We start from the raw sequence: 24555 nt of genomic DNA, 5'->3' as shown, positions 1-24555 counted from the left end.
AGCGGAGGCATCCGCCACCGTTAATTCGCGAGGCGCCCCGATTGCCGACATGTTAAGAACCACAGATCCAGTGACAGTTGTCACTTTCCTCTCCCGCACCCACCAATCGAGACGCATTCTGGTGAAGCCCAAATCCCGACGGAACCGTCCCTGCCTATTAAGTAGGAAATGATTGACGTAGGTGGATCACACCGCCGACCGGCCAACCCACCGGCGCTCCTCGGAAACCGTCCCGCGCACCACACACGACCGCTTTCCAGACCGAATCGGCGGTGAACCATGCGCACCCTCGTCCTGCTCGCCCTCGTCGGCCTCGGCGCCCAACTGGTCGACGGCAGTCTCGGCATGGCCTACGGCGTCACCTCGACAACCCTGCTGCTGGCGATCGGCACCCAACCCGCGGCCGCGTCGGCCGCCGTACACCTGGCCGAGATCGGCACCACGCTCGCCTCCGGGGCCGCACACTGGCGGTTCGGAAACATCGACCCGAAGGTGGTCGTCCGCATCGGCGTCCCCGGGGCCATCGGCGCCTTCGCCGGAGCCACCCTCCTCTCCGCCATCTCCACCGAGTTCGCCGCACCGGTCATGTCGCTCGTCCTGCTCAGCCTGGGCTGCTACATCCTCGTCCGGTTCACGGGCTTCGCCGTACCGGTCGGCAACCTCGGCAAGCCGCTCCGCGGCCGGTTCCTCGCACCACTGGGCCTGGTCGCCGGATTCATCGACGCCACCGGCGGGGGCGGCTGGGGACCGGTCGGAACCCCGGCCATCCTGGCCAGCGGGCGGCTGGAGCCACGCAAGGTCATCGGTTCGGTCGACACCAGCGAGTTCCTCGTCGCCACCGCCGCCAGCGCCGGCTTCCTGGTCGGCCTCGGCGCGGCGGACATCAACCTCGGCGTGGTCGCCGCTCTGCTGCTCGGCGGGATGATCGCGGCTCCGGTCGCGGCCTACCTGGTTCGCCTGGTGCCACCCCGGATACTGGGCTCCGCCGTCGGCGGCACCATCATCGCGACCAACAGTCGGACGCTGCTCAACAGCGACTGGCTCGGCGCACCACGCCCGGTGCGGTACGCCTGCTACGCCATGATCGGCCTGCTCTGGGCAGCGGCCCTGACCTGGTCGATCCGCCAACACCGGGCCGAGCGGCGTACGGCCAGGGTGCCGGACGCCGACATGGCCACCCAACCGGCCGGCAGCTAGGCCGGGTCCGGCCAGGCGTCACCGCCGCGGTCATCCCGGACGAGGAGGGCCGCACGGCTCGCGGCGTCGGCGCAACCGGGTGCTCCCGCTCGCCGGACGAGGTGACGTCACCGGGCGAAGGGGCCGCCGCCGGTGAAGGCGTACTCGGCGAACCGGGTGCCGATCCGCTGGTGGGCCTCCGGGCTCGGGTGCAGGCCGTCGGGTAACGGCACCGCTACGGCGTCGGACGAACCGTACAGGGAGGTGCCGTCAAGGTAGTGCAGGTTCTGGTCGGCCGTACGGCGCTCGGCCAGGGAGCGCAGCTCGCGACGGATCACCTGGAGCGTCAGGCGTCCCAGTGTGACATCCCCAGGTGTTCCGGTCGCGACGAAACGCACCTGGTCGGTGCCGATCGACCCGGGGTCGAGCGCGCCCGGGCCGGGCGTCTCCTCGTGGACACCGCAGAACAGGGGCGAGATCAGCAGCAGTGGGACGTCCGGGTGGCCGTCGCGGATCGTGTCGAGGAAGCCGTGGACGGCGGGGACGAAGGCACGGAGCCGCATCGCGTCACACCGGTACCCGCCGGGCCGGCCGGAACATCGGCCCCGGCCCGGCGGGTGCTGCCACGTCATCGACGGGATGTACGCGTGGTGTCGGTGATCACCTGTTACTGGAGTTGGTAGAACCGGGGCGCGCCGTTGAGGTCGCGGAACACGATCACCCAGGAGGACCCGTTCACGTTCTGGTACGGCAGGACTGTCGGATCGGTGGACGCCGGGTCGTCGGCGGTCACCGTCTTGGTCCAGTTGCCCCAGGCGTTGGAGCCGGTGGCGGTCTCCGTGACGTGGTAGATCTGGCTGTCCGTACCCCGGACGACCACGGTCGCCCGACTGGTGTTCGGGTCGATGACCACGGTCGGCGACCCGGCCACCGGCGGGACCGGCAGGTCGGGGTTCGTCGACCCGATCACCTGCCAGGTCGTCGGCCAGCCACCGTTGATGTCCTGGAGTTTCGACACCACGGTCCCGCCGGCACTACGGGCGAACACCTGCAACTGGAAGCCGGGCCGGGCCACCACCGCCGGCGTACCGGTCAGGCCGGTGCCACCGAGGTCGGTCCAGGCCGACACCGCGCCGTCGTTGTAGTAAATGATCGTCTTGACCGCGCCCTGGTCGTTCACCGCGAAGACCCGCAGGCCGTCCTGCACCTTCACCACGCTGACGGTCGCGGTCAGGTTCTGGTCGCCCAGGTTCTGCCAGTACGCCGAACCGCTCTGCGCGTACGCCCACAGCTTCCCGTCGACGTCGACCGCGAACTGCACCACCGTGCCGGTGGCCAGCCTCGCCGCCACCGGCGAGGAGGCCATCGAGCCACCGAGGTTGGTCCAGGCATTCCAGCCCGGTCCGCCCGCCGTGGTCTGGCTGTCAGCCCAGATGTTGCCGTCCCGGAACTGCGCCGACACCTGCAGCCGGCCGTCCGACAGCTGCGCCAGCGCCGGCGGACCGGAGAACCGTTCGCCTCCGGAGATGACCGTCCACTGCACCGAGGCGAAGCTGTCCAGGTCGGACTGGTGCCCCCAACGGAGGTTGCCGCCGTTGTCGACGTACGCGTACTCGATGGTGCCGGCCGCGGCACCGGTCAACGGGGCGGCCTGCAGGGCCGTGACCCGGGTGTCCTGCGCCACCGGGACGGCCGGCGCCGGGTCGGCGTACCAGCCCTGGAGGTCGACGATGACGTGTGCGGGCTTGGCACTGCCGTTGCGGATCCGGATCTTGCCGTCGGTGCCCGGCCTGAGCACCAGCGCGTTGTCCCGCCAGACGCCGGCCTTGAAGTCCAGCACCGTCAGCGACGCCTCGGTCTCGCCCACCGGCCACGCCTTCAGGTAGCCCGCGGCCTCCGGGGTCACCACGATGTTCAACGCCGCTCCGGCGATCCCCCGGGTCGGCAGCCCGTTGGTACCGCCCACCCGCACGTCGACGGTGCCGTTCGCCGGCACCGGCAGGCCGGCGCCCACGCTGCGGGTGTTGATCAACCGGCTCGCGGCCAGCCGAAGTCCGGCGCCCTGGCTGGGGCTGGCGGCGTAGTAGCCTTCCACGTTCACCACCACGTCGACCGCGGTGCTGCCCTTGTTGGCGATGGTCACCTGGCCCTTGGTGGAGAGCTTGACCACGGCGGCGGACTGGGTGGAGCCGGTCTCGTGGTTCATCAGCGGACGGGCGGTGCCGCCGGTCGGGGCGACCGTCAGCCACCCTGTCGCGCTGGCCCCGGGCACGATCACGTTGACGAACGCCGCGGCCGCGCCGGCCGGGACCACGCCGCCGGTGAGCGTCACCGTACGGCTGGCACCGGCGGCGATCTTCCCGGTGGCGGTACCGAGGCCGCTGCGGGTGTCGATCAGGCGGGCGTGGGCCACCGGGACGAACCCGCCACCGGTGCTGCCCGGCACCGAGGTGAAGTAGCCCTGCACGTCGACGACGATGTCGGTCTGGCCACCGTTGTTGTAGACCGAGACCTTCCCGTTGGACCCGACCTTGACCACGGCGGTGTTGGAAAGCTGCTCGCCGACCCCGGCGGAGATCATCGTCCCCGTCGGGCGGCTGGTCCCGGCCGGCCAGAGGTGCAGCCAGGTCGCCGCGGTGGGCTTCAGTACGGCCAGGCGGACCAGCACCGCGCTCACTCCGGTGGTGGGGACACCACCGACGCCGAGGACCTGGAAGGTGGTGGTGCTGGCCGGGCCCCGCAGGCCCTTCGCCGCACCGACACCGTTACGGGTGTCCAACACCGCCGCCGTCCCGGCCAGTGGCACGTAGTCCCCGCCGACCCCGGCCGCGTCCGCGTACGCCGGGGGTGCGTGCGGTACGGCCACCGCCGGCGCCGCGAGCGCGAGCGCCAGCAGCACGACCGGTACGCGGAACAGCCCGCGTCCCGATCGGCCGACCTGTTCTGTTCTGGGCAACCTGATCTCCTTGGATTCGAATGAGGTGAGGTGGTTCAGGGAGGGCACGGTCCCGGCCGCGCCGCAGGCGTCACCGGTTGACCGGCCACGCGTCGTGCACCAGGTTGCCGACGCAGTAGCTGGCGGTTCCGGCCACCAGGACGGCGCCTCCGATGATCAGTTGCTGCCTGGTCGGCCTGTTCGTGAGCGCCCATCCGGTGGCGAGGCCGGTGACCGCGTTCGCCGGATTCATCGCCAGGCAGCGGAAGGCGGCGCGCCCCGGGTTCTTCCTGACGTACTGGTAGGTGTTCGTCCGGGCGATCGCCCGGCCGGCGCGGCCGGCGGTCCCGTCCCAGGCCGCCGCGATGCCACGGCCGGTGCCGAACCAGGCCGCACTGATGCCGCGGCCGGTGCCGAACCAGGCCGCACTGATGCCGTGGCCGGCCGGTGTGAGCACCTTCTCGTACGCCCACCTGAACGGCGTCGCCACGACCCGGCCGCACCGACCCCAGTCGATGTTGTGGACGAGCAGGTCGCGGTCCCCGGCCACCACGTGGAAGGTGTGCAGGGTGTCGACGGTCAGGTTGTAGACCGTCTCGTCCCGGGTCGTCGGGCGGACACCCAGCACGTCGCCGGAACGCTCGGCGGCGGCGGAGATCCGGGCACCGGGGGTCAGGTTCCGGGCCTCGACCCAGCGCCCTTCCCCGGTCACCCAGAACGGGTGGCCGTCGGTGGCGGTGACCGTGGCGGTCGCGTCGCCCGCCGCACCGTCGGTGTCCACGGTGATCTCGGTCAGCGCCTTCTGCCCGGTACCGACAATCACGTCGGTGACCACCTGTGCTCCGGTCCGGCCGGTCGTCGGGTCGGTGGCCAGGACCCGGTCGCCGACCCGTACCTCGCTGATCCGCCGGGTGCTGCCGTCGGCCATCCGGACCCGGGTGTCGCCGGTGAAGCTGTTCCCGGCGGCCGCGCAGGCACCGCCGATCGCCTCCTCGGCGGCCCGGGCTCCGGAGGCGGCCTCGTCGAGGCCGCCGACCGCCAGCCTGCCGGTACGCGCCCCGCGGACGGCGCCCACTCCCTCGGGGCCGGCGAAGGCGCTGACGACGGTCAGCGCGGTCCAGCCACACGCCGCCCAGTCGATGTCCCGGACGCTCTCCGGGGTGAAACAGTCGACGGCGTCCTGGGCGCCGAGGAATTTCGCGAACTCGATCTGGAGTCCGATGTTGACCTGCTGGCCGAACTTCCACAGGTTGCCGAGGTCGGCGAGGGTCACGTCCCCGCTGGTGAACTTGTCCCAGGCCTGGCCGGCCGCCCGCTTGACGTCGCTGAACGAGGCGCTCCGGCTCGACGAGCCGGCCCCGGTCGAGGCCGCGGAGACGTTGCCGACCACCGAGCCCGCCGCCCCCACCGCCGCCCGGTAGATCTTGTCGGTGCCGCTGCGGGCGTCGGCGACCACGTCGCGGTACGCCGAGGTCGACCGGGCCGGCAGGCGCGGCGTCGAGGAGACGATTTTGCCGCCGGAGAGGTTCGGCGTCCGGGTCGCGCTGTCCACCGCCCGCGGGTCGTGCTTGGCGGAGTAGACGTTGGCGCTCCGCGCCGCGTCGCTTGTCACCTTGGCCCGCTGGTACGCCCGCCGGCGCGCCGCCTCCGGGTCGTAGCAGGCCCCACAGGAAACGCCGCTCCTACCGTTGCCGCCAGCCGGGCCCGGCGCGTACGACGGGTACGTCGTGCGGGGCTTCTCGGCGGGCTTGCACTTCCTGACCTTGCACGTCTGCGCGTGCGCCTGGGCGGCGATGGCACTGGCCGTGTCGCGGATCGAGTCCCCGGGGCCGCACAGCATGAACGAGCACGGGACGACGGTGTACGAAGGCGTCGGCGGGGGCGGGGGCTTCGCACAGAAGATGAAGAGGAAACAACGCCGCTGGGCGCGGTGGCCGTCCGGGTCGACGTGGTCCAGCGGTGCCGCGGCGCCGTACGTGTACCGGTTCGCGAACACCGCGTCGCCGCTGTCGTAGTCGAGGTCGTCCCGGGAGGTGAACACGCCGGTGGCCGGGTTGTACCAGCGGGCGCCCATGTTGACCTGGCCGGTCGTCTTGTCGGTCCAGTCGCCCTGGAAGCCGATCGAGCCGGTGTCCCCGCTGGCCGCGGTGACCTTGCCGAACGGGTCGTACGCGGTGGAGTCGGGCAACTGGTCGAATACGCTGTCGGCCGGGTCGAAGGCGCCGACCACGTCCCCGTGGTTGTCGGAGAGGTTGAGCCGCCTGGTGCCGCCCCGGCCGGTGGCGAGCAGTTCGTCGCCGGGACCCCGGGCGTACGTCTCGGTGCCGTCGGAGACGACCTCGTCGCTCTGGCCGGCGTAACTGAACGCGGTGCCGTTGCGGGACGCGACCCGGTCGAGACCGTCGTACGTGTACGTCTGGGTGCCCGCGTTGACCAACCGGTCGAAGGCGTCGTACCCGAACTGTTCGGTGAGGCCGGAACTGGTCCTGGTCCGCAGGCCACCCCGTGGGGTGTACGTGTAGGTGTAGTCGCCGTCGGCGAGCAGCCGGTTGCGCTCGTCGTAGCTGGCGGTCTTCGCGCCGGCCCTGACCCGGTTGCCCGCGTCGTCCCACTCGTAGCCGGTGGTCACGCCACCGACGGTCTCGCCGGTGAGCCGACCCGCCTGGTCGTAGGTGTAGCCGCGCTGCCCGGCCCCGGCCAGCCCGGTGGTGGTCTCGCTGACGACCTGGTCGGTGAGCTGGTAGCCGTAGGTGGTCGACGCGACGGTCTTCGCGGCCGCGTTCGTCAGCGTGTCGGAGCTGGTCCGGCCGAGGTCGTCGTAGCCGAAGGTCCGGACCCGCCCGGCACCGTAGTTGATCGTCTTGACCGCACCCGCGGCGTCGTAGCCGATCTGCTGGATGGCACCGGTGAGCCCGTCCCGCATCGAGACCAGCCGGCCGGCGGTCCAGCCGTACGCGGCGGTGCCGGCGGCGTCGGTACGGCTGGTCGGGTTGCCGTCCTTGTCGTAACCGAACTGGGCGGCGCCACCCGGTCCCGAGGTGCCGATCAGGTTCCCCCGGTCGTCGTAGCTGTACGTGTTGGTCCCGGAGGCCCCGTTGACCTGGATGATCTGGCCGACCAGGTCGTAACCGACGGTCCGGGCGGCCGTACCGGCCTCCGCCCCGGTACCGGTCTCGCTGGTCAGCCGCACCGGGTTGCCGGCCGCGTCGTAGCCGGTCGTGAAGGTCCGGTCGGCGGCGTTCGGCTGGGCCGGGGTGGCCGGCTCGACCTGCGCCTCCGGCAGGCCGAGGGTGTTGAACGTGGTGATCGTGGTGTGTCCCCGGCCGTCGGTGTACCGGGTCCGGTTGCCCGCCGCGTCGTAGCCGAAGGAGGTCGTGACGGACCGGGTCGGGCTGACCGGCTCGACCTGCCGGACCAGCCGGTCCGCCGCGTCGTAGTGGTAGCTCCGGGTCACCTGGGACGGGTCCGTGACGCTGACCTGGTTGCCGGCCAGGTCGTAGCCGTAGCGCGCGGTACGCAGCACCGTACCGTCCGGCTTCCGGTCCGACTCGGCGGTCACCTGCCCGAACAGGTCGTACGTGGTCTGCGTGGTACGTCCCAGACCGTCGCTGGCCCGGACCTGCCGGCCCGCGTGGTCGTAGCCGAACTGGGTCACCACCCCGGCGGGATCGGTGGAGCTGATCAGCTGACCGAGGGTGTCGTAGGTGTTCGTCACCGTCGCGCCGCTCGGTGCCACCACCCGGGTCACGTTGCCGCCGTCGTCGTAGGTCGTCCGGGTGACGAAGGCCCCGGCCACCGGCCGCCGTTCGATCTCGGTGGCGGTCACCGCCCGACCGAGGTCGTCGTAGGTGGTCTCGGTCCGCGCCCCGGTCGGGTCGGTGCTGGTCAGCTGCTGGCCGGTCCGGGTGTAGGTGAAGGTCGACACGGCGCGCTGCTCGTTGGTCGAGCCGGGCTCGTCCAGGGTCACCAGCCGGTCGAGCTGGTCGTACCCGGACCGGGTGACGTTGCCCCGCGCGTCGGTGACCTCGACGACGTTGCCGTTGCCGTCGTATCTGGTCGACATGCTGGGGGTGAGCGGCGGCAGCGGCCCCGGCGGCACGTAGCTGGCACCCGTCGTACCGACCAGCCGCCCGGCCCGGTCGTACGTCGACCGGGTGACGTTGCCGAGCGGGTCGCGCACCTCGGTCTGCCCGCCGAACGTGTCGTACCCGACGGTGGTGGTGGGGGTGACCGTGGCGGCCGGTTGTCCGCCGCTCTCGGCCGCCACCGGTACGCCGGCGACGCTCACCGACCGGCCGAGTTCGTCGTACCTGGAGACGGAGGTGTGGGCGGCCTTGTCCGCACCGGCGACGTTGCCCCGCGGGTCCGTCACCGAGATCTGGTACCCGCGCCGGTCGTAGCCGTACGTGGTGACCCGGGTGGTGGTGCCGTCGCTGACCCGCTCCTCGACAAGGTTTCCGCTGTCGTCGTAGTCGCGGTCCACCACCTCGGTGACGGTGGGGGCGGCCCAGGGCACGTTGGATGCCTTACCGGAGCGGGTGACCCGGGTGATGTTGCCGCTGCCGTCGTAGGTGTTGGCTTCGGTGCGGGCGAGTCCGCCGGGATCGGCCGTCAACGACACCACCCGGCCGCGCCGGTCGACGGTCTGCTGGACCACCGTCCGGCCGTTGTCGGTCACCTTCCTGGTCAGGTAGCCGGCGCCGTCGTAGGTGTTCTGCTCGACGACGAAGTCGCGGGTGGAGCCGTCCGGGTTGTGGACGTTCTTCACCACCGTCCGGCTCGGCAGGCCGTCCCTGTAGTACTCGTACTCGGTCCGGCGGCCCATCGCGTCGGTCTCGCTGGCCAGCCGGCCGGCGAAGTCGTAGGCGTACGAGTTCAGCACGAGGTGGTCGTCCGTGCCTGGGCCGGGGACGCCGGCGGGATCGCTGTGCCAGTTCCGCAGCCGTACCTCGGCAACCTCGTTGCGGGCGGTGAACGCGTAGTCGTACCGGTTACCGTTGGGGTCGGTCTCCGAGGTCCGGTTGCCGAAGACGTCGTAGTCGTAGGTGGTCTCGTTGCCCTCCGGGTCGGTCACCCGGATCGGCCGGTTGTGCTCGTCGTACTCGGTGCTTGTGGTCCGGGACGGGTCGTTGCCGAGCGCGTCGGCGACCTCGGTCGCGGTCACGTTGCCGTCGACGTCGTACGTCATCGTGGTCCGCCGTTGGTGCCGCACCCCGGTCACCGCGTTTGTGGTCGCCGGTCCGGTCTGCGCCAGCGGCCGGGACATCGGGTCGTAGGTCTGGGTACTGGCCACACCGTTCGGGTAGCTGTCGGAGATCTCCCTTGTCGAGATCTGCCGGCCGATGGCGTCGTAGGCGTATTCGACAACCAGTCCGGACGGAGTGGTGGTCCGGGCCAGGTCGCCGTTGGCGAAGTACGCGTACCGGGTCACCGTGCCCCGGGCGTCGGTCGTGCTGGCCAACAGTCCGGCCGGCGGTGCTCCTCCGCCGACCGCCTCCTCCGCCCCCGTGGTGTACGTGTTGCGGACCACGCTGCCGTCCGGCTCGGTCTGGGTCAGCAGCTGACCTGTGACGTGGTAGCTGTAACTGGTCCGGTAGGTGTTGTCGGTGGCGCTGGCGGACCGGCCGTCCCGGGTCTCGGTGGGCAGGTCGTTACGCGGGTCGTACGGGTTGGTGATCGTGGTCGGGTAGCTGGTGTGGCTGGTGTGACACTCGGTCGCGCTGCGGCAGGTCCGCCGGGAGGTGACGTTGCCCCGCCCGTCGTAGGTCAGCGAGACGACGTCACCGTTCTCGTCCGTGACCGTCACCAGGTTGCCGTTGTCGTCGTAGGCGTAGGAACGGATGCTCGTCCCCTCCGCGCCGTACCGGACGAAGACCGGGCCACCCGAGTCGTTCGGGATGATGGTGCAGAAGGTCGGGTCGTCAGGGTCGGGTCTGGTGCAGCTCTCCACAGGTGACGGTGGTGGCATCGCCGGCTCGCCCGGCGAGTCCTCGGGCCGGGCCTCGATGCCCAGCGGCAGGCCGGTCCGCAGCAGCCAGCCGCCGATCGCGTCGTACTCGTAGAGGCTGGGCCGGTTGGCCGGATCGAGGACCTCCACGCTGCGCCGCAGGTCCGTGTCGTCACCGTAGACCGCCGGCCTGCCGACCCGCCAGGTCCCGCCGTTGCCGTCGGTGTGCTCCCGCACCCGGTCGACGCCGACGTCGTAGCTGACCGACGAGGCGACCTTGCCGCTGGGCAGCACCACCCTGCCGAGCTGGTCCGCCTGGGCGACACCGGCCCGGTGGTGCGCGGTCACCGACGGCGGACCGAGCGGACCGCCGTACAACGCCACCTCGTCGATCGCACCGGCGAAGTGCCGCTGGGCGGTGCTCCCCCACGCCGGCCACGAGGTCGGCGTACTCGCGTACGCCGCACCGATCTGGTTGAACGTCAACAGCGAGTGCTCGACCGTCTTGCCGGTCAGCTCACCCACCCTGGCCCCGTCCAGGTACAACGTCTGGGTGGTGCCCAGCGCGGAGAGCACCACGTGGTGCCAGCGGCCGTCGTTCACCGCGACCGTCGAGGTGATCGGACTGATCGTGCCGGTCGCGAACTGCCCCCGCAGCCGGCCGTCCGTGCCGACGTACAACACCGGCACCCCGGCGCCGGAGGCCGTTCCGAGCGCCTTGTCCTGGTACCCCAGCAACGGCCCACCCGTGCCGGTCGCCGACGCCTTGAACCACAGCTCGACCGCGCCGTCACGGCTCTTCTTCACCGTCCCCTTCGGCAGCTCGACCCGGCTGGAGGTGCCGTTGAAACTCGCGGCGGTGTCGGTGGTTCCGGCGAGCGCGCCGGCGGTCCCGAGCGTGACGCTCGTGTAGGTGCCGGCGTCCTTACCCAGGTTGACCGCCACCTCGCTACCAGAGGCCGTGCCCTCCGGCTCACCCAGCCGCCAGTACGACTCGGCCCGCGAGTCCAACACCAGACTCCGGTAGTGCGACCCGGCACCGTACTCGTAGTTGGTGCAGGCCGCGGTAGGGGCACACACCTTGGTCAGCAGGTCACCGGTGTAGGTGTAGTTCCAGGTCAACGCGGTTCCGTTGACCGGGTCGGTCCGTACGCTGGCGACGTGGTCACCCGACCAGGTGAACCACAGCGCCCGTCCCGCCGTGTTGGTCTGACTGTTCGAGACCTGGGCCCTGGCAAGCTTCCCGGTCGTGGCGTCGTAGCTGAGCACGACCGACCGGCCGGCCACGTCGGTGATCCTGTTGAGCCGACCGTTGAGCGAGAAGTGGTAGGTGGTGCCGGCGGTGTCGAGCAGCTTCCACGCGGAGGTGTCGACGGTGAGTGACGCGGTCCGACCCCAGGGGGCGGCGTATCCGCCGTCGGGGTTGCGACCGAACCTGACCGCCTGACCGTCCGGGTACGTCACCACCACGTTGCCGGACCCGTCGTCGTCGGGCACCAGCCGCATGTCGTAGCGGGTCGTCCATCCCGCACCGAACAACCCGTCACGGCGGGGGTCGAGGCTGTTGTACGTCCGCAACAGGCGCAGCTCGGGGCCGACCGTGGCGACCGTGGCGTCGACCGCGGCCGTCGTGTAGTTGCCGGACTGCGGATCGAACTCCTGGTCCGACTCGGTGTACGGCGCGCCGGCCAGCCGTGAGGTGACCTCCGGCTGCGGTACCGCGGCCAGCACCGTCGAGTACGGCGAGACCACCTCGGTGGAGCTGTCCTTGACGTACGCCCGCCAGAGGTACGCCCTGCTCCAGCGCATCGTCCCGGCCGGCACGGTCCAGGCGCGCCGGCTCTGGTATCCGGAGTTGACGCAGTTCGTCGGGTTACCACTCGCGTTGCGCTCGCAGAGCTCGAACCTGAACTGGAGCGACGCGCGGGGTGGCGCGTCGATGTCCACCGCCTGGGCCCACAGTTGCGGGGTCAGCGTCGGCGCCCGGTAGCCGTTGGGCGGGGAGAGTTCCTGTACCACCGGTGGGATGTCGAAGACCTGCAGCACCAGCCGCGCCGGAGGCACCTGGTGGTCGGTGAAGACCGGCCCGCCCGTCTTCACCATCGTGAAGTCCAGGAAGTACTTCCCCGGAGGCATCGCCTTGATCGTCGCGTCCAGCGTCACCCGACCGTTGCGGGCCACCGTCGAGGTCAGGCTCGCCGAGCGCTGTTGCGACACCGCCACCCCGGTCACCGCGTTGTACGCCCGGTAAGCCAGGTAGAAGTCGCCCGGCGCCCAGGCCGCCGCGCTCCGGTTCGTGACCGTGACCTTGATCCTGCCGTCCTGGTTCTGCAGCACCGCCGGCTCGGGTACCGGGTCCGGGATGCCGTAGACCGCGTTGTACGGGCTGTGCGTCACGTACAACCGGGGCGGGTTCGCCGTGCCCGTACCGGTGAACCGCTTACCCGACAACGCATCCGACGCCGAGGCCCGCAACGACAGCCCGTTGTTCGGCTGCTCCCCGTTCACCCACCGCTGCACCAGGTCACGACCGCCGCTGCCCAGGTTGAACAGTTCGCCGTCGAGCGGGCAGGACGACGACGCCTGCCCGAACCCGATGTACCCGTGCGCGAACGAGCGACTCGACAGTGCCGCACCGACCGCCGGACCCGGGTACGAGTAACCCGAACCGCCACTCCACGAGCCCGTCACCGGGTGCACCGACACCGGCCGCGCCGTGCAGGAGTCCGAGTCGTAGTTCACCACCCACAACTGCGCGCCGAAAATGGTGTGGTACCGCAACCGGTCCACCAACCCGGTGAACTTCACGTACGACGCCGAACTCGCCCCGTCCACCGTGCCCACCAGCAGCTGGGAACTGCCCGAGGCCGAGCCACCACCCTGCACGTACATGCTGCTGTCCGCCGCGTCACCGGTCACCGGCACCTGCACCGTCGGATCCACCGACACCGGAAACACCCGGGCCGGATCCCGCAGCCAGTCGGAGTCCACGGTGACCTCGAGAGCGGTCCCACCGCCGGAGGCCACCAGGCGGTACCCGACGGCCGTGGAGCGGGCCGGCCCCGCCGTACCGCTCCTGGAGTCCACCATGTCTCCCGGCGGGATGACGGCCCGCGTCGCCCCGGTCGCGTCGGCGAGCAGCACCTGCCCGTCGACCAGCTTCGCGGCGAGCCCGGTCAACCGCAGCGGGAACAGGTACGACGTCGGGGCCGCCGGTGACGTCAGGACCAGGGTCTCCTTGATCCCGGTCGGCCGGGACTCCAGCCGCAGGTCGACATGGGGACGCACCCCCGGGTACGTGATCGTGCTGCCGTCCACCCGGGGCGCGGCGCCGGTGACTCCGGCGAGGGTGAAGGAGAGCGCGTGGGCGTCGTCGATGTCCAGCCGGGCCAGCTCGGCGGCATCGGACCGCGACCCGAACCGTACGTCCACCCCGGCGGCGGTGTTACGCCAGCCGTCGGCCGGGTTCTCCGCCGGGGTCAACCGGGTGTCGATCGGCGCCCAGGTGCCGTCGTCGGTCCGGAAGTTGATCGGCGAGTCGGAGAACTCGGTGGTCTGGGTGCCGTCCGGGTTGGCGTACCTCCGCTCGTGGGCGCCCCTGTGTTCGGGCAGTTCCCGGCTGGTCGCCCGGTCGTACCCGCGTACCTCCGGGGCGGGCGGCGGCGCCGCGACGACCGCGCTGTTCGCCGCCGGGTCCCAGGTGACCCGGGGGTAACGCGCGCGCACGGAGGTGGGCAGCGTGCGGTTCGCCGGGGCGCCGGCACGCTGCCCGCGGCCCGTCGCCGCGGATCCCCAGCGCTGCTCCGGCCCGGCCACCGCCGACCGTCCGGGGCCGCCCCGGTCCGGCGCCGACGGGCCGCTGACGCCCTCGCCGGCGACGGTGGCCAGCACCAGCAGGGTCACCCCGACCGCGACCAGCTTGGTCTGCTTTGCCAACGGCAGCAGGCCGAGGGTGGCCGACAACCGCTTTCCCGCTCGCGACATGTTCCCCGACCCGCTTCCTGGAGGGCGACGCGTACCGCGCCGCCGGACCACGCTCCGGGACGCACACGCCGGGCGGCAGCCTCACCCGTCACGGCTGACACTTCCCTGCCGTCCGCTTGACACTTCCCGTTTGATCAACACGTCCGTTGTCGCCGGTAGCCTGTCGCGCGTGGAGTTCCGACTGCTGGGTGCGGTGGAAATGTGCTCCGTCGACGGCGAGGTCGTCCGGTTGGGACGGCGCCAGGAACGCCTCGCCCTCGCGATACTGCTGCTGGAACCCCGCCGGGTGGTCGCCACCGAGCGGCTCGTCGCCCTGCTGTGGGACCAGGCTCCACCACCGATGGCCAGGACAACGCTGCAGAGCCTGATGTCCCGGATCCGGGCCGCGCTGCTGTCGGCGGCCCGGGGCGAACCCGGCAACCCGGCCCAGCTGCTGGCCCGCGGTGGCGGCTACCTGTTGCAGGTGGACCCGGAGTCGGTGGACCTGCACCGGTTCCGCCGCCTGGTCGACGAGGCGCGGATCATCAGGAAACCGGACCTGCGGGCGGCTCGGCTGGCCGCCGCGCTCGACCTGTGGCGCGGACCGGCACTCGCCGACGCGGCCAGCGGGGCCACCCGGGAACGGCTCTGCGGCAGTCTGGAGGAGCTGCGGTTCGCCGCGATCTCCGACCGCATCGACGCGGAACTCGCCGCCGGTCGACACGCGGACCTGATCGCCGAACTGTCCCGGCTCACCGACGAGCATCCGCTCCGTGAACGGTTGCACGCCCAGCTGATCACCGCGCTCCACAGGTGTGGCCGACGCGCCGACGCCCTGACCGCGTACCAGCGGGCGCGACGGCTACTCGTCGCCGAACTGGGCCTGGAGCCCGGACCCCAGCTCCGGGCACTGGAGGCGCGCGTCATCGCGGACGACCCGACGGGCGGCGCCGACGACGACCAGGAGCCGTCGTTCCCGGCACCGGTCGTGCCGGCCCAGCTCCCGCCGGACCTCGTCGGGTTTGTCGGCCGGGCCGGGTACCTGCGCCAACTCGACGCGCTGGGTGCCGGCGAGTTGATCGGGGCGGCGACCGGCATCTGCGTGATCACCGGTACCGCCGGCGTCGGCAAGACCAGTCTCGCCGTCCGCTGGGCGCGCCGGATCCGGGGACTGTTCCCGGACGGACAGCTGTACCTGAACCTGCGCGGGGCGGATCCCGAGGGACACGTGGTGAGCCCCGGCGACGCGATAACCGCGTTCCTGGCGGCGTTGGCGGTGCCACCCGAGCGGATCCCCGACGCGCTGGACGCCCGGGCCGCCCTGTACCGGAGCCTCATCGCCGACCGGCGGATCCTCGTGCTGCTGGACAACGCGCACGACGCCGCCCAGGTACGCCCGCTGCTGCCCAGCGCGCCCGGCTGTCTGGCGGTGGTGACCAGCCGCAACCGGATGTCCACCCTGGTGGCGATGGAGGGTGCCCGGCCGGTCTCGGTCGCCCTGCTGACCGCCGACGAGGCGCACGAACTGCTGGTCAGCCGGCTCGGTGCCGAGGCGGTCGCGGCCGAGCCGGAGGCGGTCCGGGAGATCGTCCGACTCTGCGCCGGGCTCCCGCTGGCGCTCGTCGTCGTGGCTGCCCGAGCCGCCACCAATCCCCATTTCACCCTGGCCGCGATCGCCCGGGAGCTGCGAACGGCCCGGGGCGGGCTGGACGCGTTCGAGGGGGACGCTCCGGCCTCCGGGGTTCGGGCGGTGTTCTCCTGGTCGTACCAGACCCTGCACCCGGGCGCGGCCCGACTGTTCCGGTTGCTCGGCCTACACCCGGGTCCGGACATCGCCCTCGCCGGCGCGGCCAGCCTCGGCGGCCTACCGGTCGGGCAGACCCGGTCGCTGCTGGCCACGCTCGCCGCCGTGCACCTGGTCACCGAGCTGTCCCCGGGCCGGTACACCCTGCACGACCTGCTCCGGGCCTACGCCTCCGAACTGTCCCCCGCACACGACACCGAGTCCGACCGCCGGGCAGCCGTACGTCGGCTGCTCGACCACTACCTGCACACCGCATACGGCGCGTCCCAGTTGCTGTACCGCGGGCTGGACGCAATGGACCTGGCGCCACCCGACCCCGGGGTCACGGTCGAGGACCTCCCCGACCAGGTCGCCGTGCTGGACTGGCTGACCGAGGAGCATCCCGCTCTCTTCGCGGCCCTGAACCACGCGGCCGGGCACGGGTTCGACCGGCACACCTGGCAGCTCGCCGCGACCCTGACCCCGATCTTCCTCCGCAACGGCCGCTGGCGGCACATGGTGCACCGGGCCGTGCTGGACGCGGCGGACCGGGTGACCGATCCGGCGGGGAGTGGACACGTCCACCGCATCCTCGCCATCGGACTGGCCGGGCTCGGGCGCACCGACGAGGCGTACCGCCACCTCCAACAGGCCCTCGACCTGTACCGGCAGGCCGGTGACCTCGCCCTCCAGGCGAACGCCTACCAGGGCATGACCTGGGTACGCGAACGGCAGGGCCGCTACGAGGAAGCGCTCGCGCACGCCGAGCAGGCGTACGCCCTGCACGAGGCAGCCGGCGCGGGCGTCCGGCTGTTCCACGCGATCAACAACCTCGGGTGGTGCCACGCCCGGCTCGGCAACTACGAACAGGCACTCGCCTACTGCCAGACCGCGCTGGAACGGGCCATCGAATTCGGCGACACGCACGGTCAGGGCACCATGTACGACAGCCTCGGTTACATCCACGGCTGCCTCGGCGACCGGGGGCGCGCCGTCACGTACTACCATCGGGCTCTCGACCGGTACCGCGCCGAGGGCAGCCGCTACCTGGAGACGCGGACCCTCGACCACCTCGGCGACCTGCACGCCGCCACCGGCGACCTGCCCGCCGCCCGGGAGGCCTGGCGCCAGGCGGAGACCATTCTCGACGGAATCGGTCACCTGGACGCCGACAACATCCGGGCCAAGCTGAACCCGGTGTCGCCGGTCAGCGCCGCCGGGGCGTTCCGGACCCGTCCGACCGACGACTGATCCGGGCCGTCGCGGGTCCGGTCGCCCGCGACGGCCGTGGAGGTGGATCGCCTCGCCCACCTCGCGGGCGGTCCGCGGCCGGGGCGGCCGGGAGAGGGCCCGCCCCGGCCGGGTCCGACGGGCGGCCGGCGATCAGCCCGCGGGCGCCGCGAGCCGGAGCACCGCGACGGCCCGGGGTGCCAGCTCGACCCGGTCCACCGGCTCGGTCCGATCGGCCAACAGGTCGACCGAGGGCCCCGGCAACGGCACCGAGACAGGTCCGGCACCGTGGTTGAGCAGGAACAGGTACGACCGGTCGACGCCGTGTCGCTCGATCGCCTGCACCCCCTCCGGCAGGTCGGGCAGGACCGGGGTCACCCCCGCGTCCGCCCGGGCGAGGTCCAACAGGCGCCGCATGGCGTCCGGCTCCGGCCGGGTACCGAGATACCACGCCACACCCCGCCCGTACTCGTGCCGGGTGACCGCCGGGCGGCCGGTGAGCTCACCGTCGGCGAACGTCGCCACCACCCGCGCCCCCTCCGGCTCGATCCACTCCGACCAGACCGAGCCGGTACGCCGCTCGCCGTCGAGATCCAGTCCCACCGCGCCGTCGACCGGCAACGGCCAGAACTCCTCCACCCGCAGCCCGAGCACCTCGCGCAGCGGTGCCGGGTAGCCGCCGAGATGGACCCGGTCGCACTCGTCCACGATGCCGCTGAAGAACGACACCACGAGGGTCCCGCCCGCCTCGACGTACGCCCGGAGCCGGGCACCGACCGACGCCGGCATCAGGTAGAGGTTCGGGACCACCACCATCCGGTACGCCGAGAGGTCGGCCGTCGGCGGCACCACGTCGCAGGTCACGTGCGCGTCGAAGAGCGGCTCGTAGTGCGCCTGCGCGGTGCCGAGCAGGTCGAGTACGCCGGGGTGGGCGGCGCCCTCGACCGCCCGCCAGTTGTCCCAGTCGTGCAGGAGTGCCACCTGTGCGCGTACCCGGGTGCCGACCAGTTCCCCTAGATCGGCGAGTTCCCGGCCGAGCGCCCGGACCTCCCGGTGCGTCCGGGTCTGCGGGCCGCCGTGCGGGACCATCGCCGAGTGGAACCTCTCGGCGCCGCCGGCGGACTGGCGCCACTGGAAGAACAGCACCGCGTCCGCCCCCTGCGCCACCGCCTGCCAGCTCCAGAGCCGCATCAGCCCGGGCGGCTTGGGCGCGTTGCGCTCCCGCCAGTTGACCGCGCCGGGCGCCTGCTCCATCAGCAGCCACGGCTGGCCGCCCCGGGCCGACCGGACCAGGTCGTAGCCGAACGCGGCGGCGACATGGGCCCGCGGGTCGAACGGCTCGGGATAGCTGTCGAGGCTCACCACGTCCTGTTCCGCCGCCCAGCGGTAGGAGTCGATCGGCTTGTGTACCAGGCCGATAAAGTTCGTGGTCACCGGCACGTCCGGGCTGTGCCGGCGGACGATGTCGCGTTCGGCGAGATAGCAGTGCAGGATGGCGTCGTCGCTGAACCGTTCGAAGTCCAATCGTTGGGTCGGGTTGCCGAAGGTGGGGCTGGTACGCGGCGGGAGGATCTCCGCCCAGTCGCCGTAGCGCTGGGACCAGAACGTCGTCGACCACGCCACGTTGAGGGCGTCCAGGCTGCCGTACCGGTCCCGCAGCCAGCGGCGGAAGTCCGCGGCAGAGACGTCGCAGTAGCACTGGCGTACGTGGCAGCCGTACTCGTTGCCGATGTGCCAGATCCGCAACGCGGGGTGGGTGGCGTACCGGGCGGCGATCCGCTCGACGAGTCGCCCGGCGTAACGGCGGTAGACCGGGCTGGAGGGACAGTAGTGTTGACGGGAGCCGGGCCAGAGCCGGGTTCCGTCGGCCCGGGTCGGCAGGATCTCCGGGTGCAGGCGGGACAGCCACGGCGGGGGCGAGGCGGTCATGGTGGCGAGGCTGGCCCCGATGCCCGCCTCGGCAAGGTTGTCCAGCACTCGGTCGAACCAGTCGAAGTCGTACCGGCCCGGCCTGGGTTCGACAGCGGACCAGGAGAAGATGCCGACCGAGACCAGGTTGACCCCGGCCTCGACCATCAGCTTCGTGTCCTCGGCCCACACCTCGGGGGACCACTGCTCCGGGTTGTAGTCGCCGCCGAACCAGATTCCGGACAGCTTCGGGTCGGGCTCGCGTTCGATCATGGGAAGGACTCTCCTCTGAGCACCAGAGCGGCATTCACCCGGAAATCGGACGTAGGACGTCCATCGTTCGAGTCGAAACTAGGACCGGCGGTGCGCGGCGTCAAGACAGGGCAGGTGTAAATTGGCCACGGACAGACGGCGCACGACTACGGCGATGTGGGATGTCGCGCCAGCCGGGACCTAATCCTGGAGGGCAGCCATGGCCAGGCGCAGCGGCGAGACACTCCAGGAGCGCATCGTCGCCCTGATCCACGACCGCCAGCTTCCCGCCGGCGCGCCGATGCCGACCGAGACCCAGCTGATGGAGCTGCTCGAGGCGAGCCGCAACAGCGTGCGCGAGGCGGTTCGGGCACTTCAGGCGTTGGGCATCGTCGAGATCCGGCACGGGTTCGGCACCTTCGTCGGACGTGCCTCGCTCGACGTCCTGAGTCCGTCACTGGAGTTCCGGATCAGGTCCGGCCCACAGGGCGGCGTACGCGCGCTGCACGACCTCATCGAGGTGCGGGAGATCCTCGAGACGGCGCTCGTCGCCCAGGTCGCCCAGAACACCAGCCCGACCCGGCTCGACGCGCTGCGCGCCCTGGTCACCGCGATGCGCACGGACCTGGAGGCGGACCGCGCCTTCCACACGCTGCTCTACGAGTCCTGCGGCAACGACCTGGTACTCCAGCTGATCAACCTGTTCTGGCAGGTGTACCACCAGGTCGAACCGCTGCTCGGTACGCCGCGGGAGGACAAGGAGCTGATCGTGGCCAACCACCGCCGGATCGTCGACGCGCTGGCCGCCCACGACCCGGTCGCCGCTCAGGACGCGATGCGGCGACACTTCCACGACGTGAAGCAGCGGATCGCCCGCGCCGAGGCGGCGACCGGCACCGGCACCGGCACCGGCGACCCGACGGACGGCACAGCCTGACCCGGTCGGTCCCGCGACCGCGACGCCCTGCGGCCCGACGCCCGCACGAGCGGCGGGGAAGGGCCGGCGCCGGCACGCCTCCGAAGGAGGAGACGCGCCGGCGCCGACCCGCCGGTCAGCCGACCCGCTCCATCGGGAGCCAGAGCCCGAGCCGGCCCTGGATCGGCAGGCCACGGAGGCGGATCAGGTCGAGTTCGGTCGGGGTCAGCGCCCGCCGGTAGACCCGGACGTCGTCGAGCGTGCCGCGGAACCGGTCGACCCCGTCCACCCGCTGTCCGACGTGCAGGCCCTGCACCCCGAACTCCTTGCCATCGGTGACCGAGCCCGGCGGGCAGGTGGCCGAGGCGACGACCGCGCCGTCCACCCGCAGCACGAACTGTCCGGCGGAACGTTGCAGCACGACGTGGTGCCACTGCCCGTCGTTGTAGGCACCGGCCGACTGCACACTGACGTTGAACCGGTCGACCATGATGAGCGCCCGGATCCGGTTCGACGCCGGCTCCGCGCGCAGCCAGACCTGGGGGGTGGTGCCGCTGCCCGTCCGGTACGCCCAGAGCAGCGCGTGCGACCCGGTCGTCGCGGTGTACCGGAACCAGGTCATCATCGTGAAGTCGTCGCCGGCCACGTCGATCGAACGGTCGAACGGCACCTCGACCCGGTCGTCGACACCGTCGAGTTCGAGCCCGTTGCCGTAGCGTCCGGGTACCGTGCCCGCACCGCCCCGGACGTACGCGTCGTTGCGGTGGTGGGTCAGGTCCGGGGTCCGCGGGCCCGGTGCGGGCGGCCCGGGTATGCCCGGCGGGGTGCCGTTCGGGGTGGCCAGGTACGCCTCGTTGAACCGCGCCCAGCGGATCGACTCGTACGGCGTCGCGACGCCGGCCTCGTAGTAGAGCCCGATCTCGTCCGGGCCGAGCCGGACCAGGTCGGAGTAGGCGGCCGGCCCCCACCAGAAGACCTTGCCCTGCTGCCACGGCTGCCAGCTGCGACCCTCGTCGAAGGAGGAGCGGACCGCCATCGCCTCCCGGGCCACCGGGTGTGCGGGCGCGGAGAGCAGGATCCGGTTGGTCCGGTCGCCGGTGTCGGTGGCCCGCAGCCGCAGCGTCGCCGCCTGCACGTCCGGCAGGGCGAGGTCGATGGTGCGGAACGGCCGGTCGAACGTCTCACCCCCGTCGCTGCTGGTCGCGTACGCCCGGTGCCCCGGATCCGTACCGCGTTCCCGGGCCAGCGCGTAGACCCGGCCGTCGGTCAACTCGACGACCGTCACCTCCTGGGCGATGACCGTGCCGTCGGAGTACGAGCCCTCGGCACCGATCTGCCAGGTCTCGCCGCCGTCGTCGCTGTACAGCAGGTGGGTGCCGTAGCGGTGCGGCCCGACGCCGTCGTACGTCTCGTGGCTCGCGCCGACGACGAGGCGGCCGGCGTGCGGGCCCCGGGTGAGCTGGATGCCGTGCATCGGGCCGGTGGCGTACCAGAAGTTCCACTCCGGACGCTTGCCCTCGGTCATCTCCCGGGGCGCCGACCAGGTGACCCCGTCGTCGTCGCTGACCTGCACGTACGGGTCCCGGTCGCAGCCGTTGGGGCAGGGCTGCGGACCGTTGTGCGTGCTGACCAGGACGATCCGGCCGGTCCGCCGGTCGACGATCGGCACCGGGTTGCCGTGCGTGGAGCCGTTGCCCTCGGAGACCACCTGCAGCGGCCCCCAGGTCCGGCCGCCGTCGAAGGAGCGCCGCAGCACCAGGTCGATGTCGCCGTCGTCGCCGCAGTCGGCGACCCGTGCCTCGGCGAAGGCGAGCACCAGCCCGTTGCCGGCCTCGACGACGGCGGGGATCCGGAAGCAGGCGTAGCCGAGGCTGCGCTGGGCGAACAGCACCTGTTCGTCGAGGTACGGCGCCGGGCCGGCAGCCGGCCCGGCGGCCGAGGTGCTCGCCGGCCGGGTGGTCGGCGACTCCGGCGCGGCGGCGGCCGGCCCGCCCAGCGGTACCACGAACAGCCCGGCACTGAGCGCGGCGAGCACGCGTCGGCCGGCTTCGCGGCGAGAGCGGGGAACGGTACGGAACGCACGGCCCGGGCGGCGGCCCGGCGGCTTCTTCTCAGGCGCGTGGATCATGTCGTGCCCTTCGGAGAGGAAACAGGTGTCGGTCATCCTATGTCGGACGTGGGATGTCCACTACCCAGAGCGGCGTCGGAGGACGACCCGCTTGACGATCAGGAGACGTCTGCTTAACGTCTCGGTGACATAGGACATCCTATGTCTAGAGAAGGGACTACCGAGCATGACCGCACATCCGCGGCGCTGGGCCCTGGCCGCGACCGGCGTCGCCCTGGTCCTCGCCGCCACCGTCACCGCGAGCGTCCCCGCGGTGGGAGCCCGCCCCTCCTGCGCGACCTCGGTGCCGTACACCTCCGGTGCCGAGGGGTACAACGCGTTCCGGATCCCGGCCGTCATCGCCACCCGCTCCGGTGCGCTGCTCGCCTTCGCCGAGGGGCGGCTGGCCGGGCTCGCCGACGCCGGCAACATCGACACGGTGGTGAAGCGCTCCACCGACGGAGGCTGCACCTGGGGTCCGCTGCGGGTGGTCCACGACAGTGGTCCCGACACCGCCGGAAACCCCGCCCCGGTGCGCACCACCGACGGCCGGATCGTGTTGCTCACCACCTACAACGCCGGTACGGCGACCGAGGCGATGATCCTGCGTGGCGAGGTCACCGCCGAGCAGAGTCGACGGGTCTTCGTCCAGTACAGCGACGACGAGGGCGTCACCTGGACCGCGCCCCGGGAGATCACCGCCGACGCCAAGCTGCCGAACTGGCGCTGGTACGCCACCGGGCCCGGGCACGCCATCCGACTCACCCGGGGTACGCACGCCGGGCGTCTGGTGGTCCCGGCCAACCACTCGATCGCGCCGCCCGCCGGCTCACCCGACCTCGGCTCCGAGGCGAAGTACTACGGCGGGCACTCGCTCTACAGCGACGACAACGGCGGGACCTGGCGGATCGGGTACGTCGACGACAACACCGACGGCTACGTCAACGTCAACGAGACGACGGCTACCGAACTGCCGGACGGGCGAATCTACCTCAACACCCGGGAGCACAACGGCACCGCGCCAGGAAACCGCGCGGACGCGTACAGCGCCGACGGCGGCGCGAGCCTGACCGTCCCGTTCCGTCCGCAGGCCACCCTGGCCGGGCCGGTGGTGCAGGGCAGTGTCCTGCAACTGACCGGCCGGAACGCTCCGCTGGTCTACTCCGGACCGGCGGACCCGACCAGCCGGGCCGCGTTGACGTTGCGGGTCAGCCACGACCGGGGCGTCACGTTCGAACCGGCCCTGGCCCTGTCGGGTCTGCCGGCCGCGTACTCCGATCTTGTCCAGCTCGACAGCGCCACCCTCGGCGTGCTGTACGAGACCGGGGACTTCGGCGCCAACGAGACGATCACGTTCCGCCGGGTCCCGGTACGCGACCTGACCTGACCGAGGTTCGTCGTCCCGGATGGCGGAACACGGTCGTGTCCGCCATCCGGGACGCCCCGTCAGCCTCGGCCCAGCCGGGCGAGGCGCTCGCGTACCCCGGCGAAATGCGCCCGCATCGCCGCCTCGGCCGCCGGCCGGTCCCCCGTGATCACCGCGGTGTAGATGTCCCGATGCTTGCGGGCGACGTCTGCCGGCGCCTCGTCCGGCGGCCCCAGGTCGTCGCCGAGCTGGTGGTAGACCTCCCAGAACGCGCCGAGGAGCTGGCCCACCAGCGGGTTGCCCAACGGGCGGTAGAGCACGTCGTGGAAGAGCCGGTCGGTTTCCGGGGTAACGGCGCCGACACGCGCCTCCGCCTCCATCCGCTCGATCAGTTCGCGAGCTGGTGTGAGCCGTCCGACCAGGTCGTCGCCGCCGTGCCCGTCGATCAGGCGCTGGGCCAGCCCGCTCTCCAGGATCTCCCTGATCTCGATCAGGTGACCGAGGTGGTTGCGCTCCTCCTGCAGCGTGATCCGGCTGTGGAAGGCCAGCTCGTCAACGAGGCCGCTGAGCGACATCCGGCCGACGAACATGCCGAAGCCGTGCCGGATCTCGACGATGCCGAGGGCCTGGAGGACCTTGAGCGCCTCCCGGACCGAGTTGCGGCCGATGCCCAACTCCTCCATCAACTCGGACTCGGTGGGCAACGGGTCGCCGGCGGTCAGGCCACGTTCCAGGATCAGGACCTTGACCGCCTCCTGGACCTCGACCGCCCGGCTGAGCCGACGGCGCCGAACGACAGGACCGGCGTGCGCCGGTTCGGGGGGAGGCCCGGCGGCACCGCGACGCTGGCGCCCATCCTGAAACACCACGGACATCTCCTGGACGTTGGCCCTTGACCGACGGCGACGCCGGCCCCTAGCCTCCCACTATACCGGACATGGGATGTAGGACGTCCAATGTCAGCACCGCCAC

At 71.7% G+C, this 24555-nt stretch carries 10 protein-coding genes; 4 read left to right on the top strand and 6 right to left on the bottom strand.

All coding sequences use genetic code 11. The features are described from left to right. The first annotated feature begins 279 nt into the window (after nt 1-279). Nucleotides 280-1197 (top strand): sulfite exporter TauE/SafE family protein, encoded by a 918-nt coding sequence (locus tag ABGB21_RS26745; RefSeq protein ID WP_347680100.1) that lies wholly within the window; start codon nt 280-282, stop codon nt 1195-1197. Nucleotides 1198-1304: 107 nt separating this feature from the next. Here the strand turns inward: ABGB21_RS26745 and ABGB21_RS26740 are convergent, their stop codons facing one another. The 3 genes from ABGB21_RS26740 to ABGB21_RS26730 all read right to left on the bottom strand — a co-directional run bounded on the left by ABGB21_RS26740 (nt 1305) and on the right by ABGB21_RS26730 (nt 14042). After that, on the bottom strand, nt 1305-1739 hold the full coding sequence (locus ABGB21_RS26740) for a hypothetical protein (protein WP_347657261.1): 435 nt from the start codon (nt 1737-1739) through the stop codon (nt 1305-1307). A 104-nt stretch (nt 1740-1843) separates the two neighbouring features. Then, the gene (locus ABGB21_RS26735; RefSeq protein WP_347657260.1) at nt 1844-4132 is read right to left on the bottom strand and encodes a hypothetical protein; all 2289 of its coding nucleotides are present in this window, start codon (nt 4130-4132) and stop codon (nt 1844-1846) included. Between the two features lie 70 nt (nt 4133-4202). Further along, the gene (locus tag ABGB21_RS26730; protein WP_347680098.1) at nt 4203-14042 is read right to left on the bottom strand and encodes a LamG-like jellyroll fold domain-containing protein; all 9840 of its coding nucleotides are present in this window, start codon (nt 14040-14042) and stop codon (nt 4203-4205) included. Nucleotides 14043-14211: 169 nt separating this feature from the next. Between ABGB21_RS26730 and ABGB21_RS26725 the strand changes: the two genes are divergently transcribed. Further along, a complete protein-coding gene (locus ABGB21_RS26725; RefSeq protein WP_347680096.1) occupies nt 14212-17055 on the top strand; it encodes a BTAD domain-containing putative transcriptional regulator in 2844 nt (947 codons plus the stop codon). A gap of 132 nt (nt 17056-17187) precedes the next feature. On the opposite strand, the gene ABGB21_RS26720 is transcribed toward ABGB21_RS26725, so the two are convergent. Then, entirely contained in the window at nt 17188-19215 is a 2028-nt protein-coding gene (locus ABGB21_RS26720) for a beta-galactosidase (protein WP_347680094.1), read from the bottom strand. 199 nt (nt 19216-19414) lie between these two features. On the opposite strand from ABGB21_RS26720, the gene ABGB21_RS26715 reads away from it, so the two are divergent. Beyond that, a complete protein-coding gene (locus tag ABGB21_RS26715; protein WP_347657256.1) occupies nt 19415-20131 on the top strand; it encodes a FadR/GntR family transcriptional regulator in 717 nt (238 codons plus the stop codon). 115 nt (nt 20132-20246) lie between these two features. Here the strand turns inward: ABGB21_RS26715 and ABGB21_RS26710 are convergent, their stop codons facing one another. Then, complete coding sequence (locus tag ABGB21_RS26710) at nt 20247-22238, bottom strand: sialidase family protein (RefSeq protein ID WP_347680092.1); 1992 nt, start codon at nt 22236-22238, stop codon at nt 20247-20249. A gap of 166 nt (nt 22239-22404) precedes the next feature. On the opposite strand from ABGB21_RS26710, the gene ABGB21_RS26705 reads away from it, so the two are divergent. After that, nucleotides 22405-23604, top strand: a complete 1200-nt coding sequence (locus ABGB21_RS26705; protein WP_347657254.1) for a sialidase family protein — start codon at nt 22405-22407, stop codon at nt 23602-23604. 59 nt (nt 23605-23663) lie between these two features. Here the strand turns inward: ABGB21_RS26705 and ABGB21_RS26700 are convergent, their stop codons facing one another. Then, nucleotides 23664-24452, bottom strand: coding sequence for a FadR/GntR family transcriptional regulator (locus ABGB21_RS26700; protein ID WP_347657253.1), 789 nt, complete (start codon nt 24450-24452; stop codon nt 23664-23666). Between the last annotated feature and the right edge of the window lie 103 nt (nt 24453-24555).

This window comes from Plantactinospora sp. B24E8, from assembly GCF_039871735.1.
Classification (GTDB): domain Bacteria; phylum Actinomycetota; class Actinomycetes; order Mycobacteriales; family Micromonosporaceae; genus Plantactinospora.
Note: the sequence above shows the minus strand (reverse complement) of the source record. Positions and strands in the feature narration are given on the sequence as shown.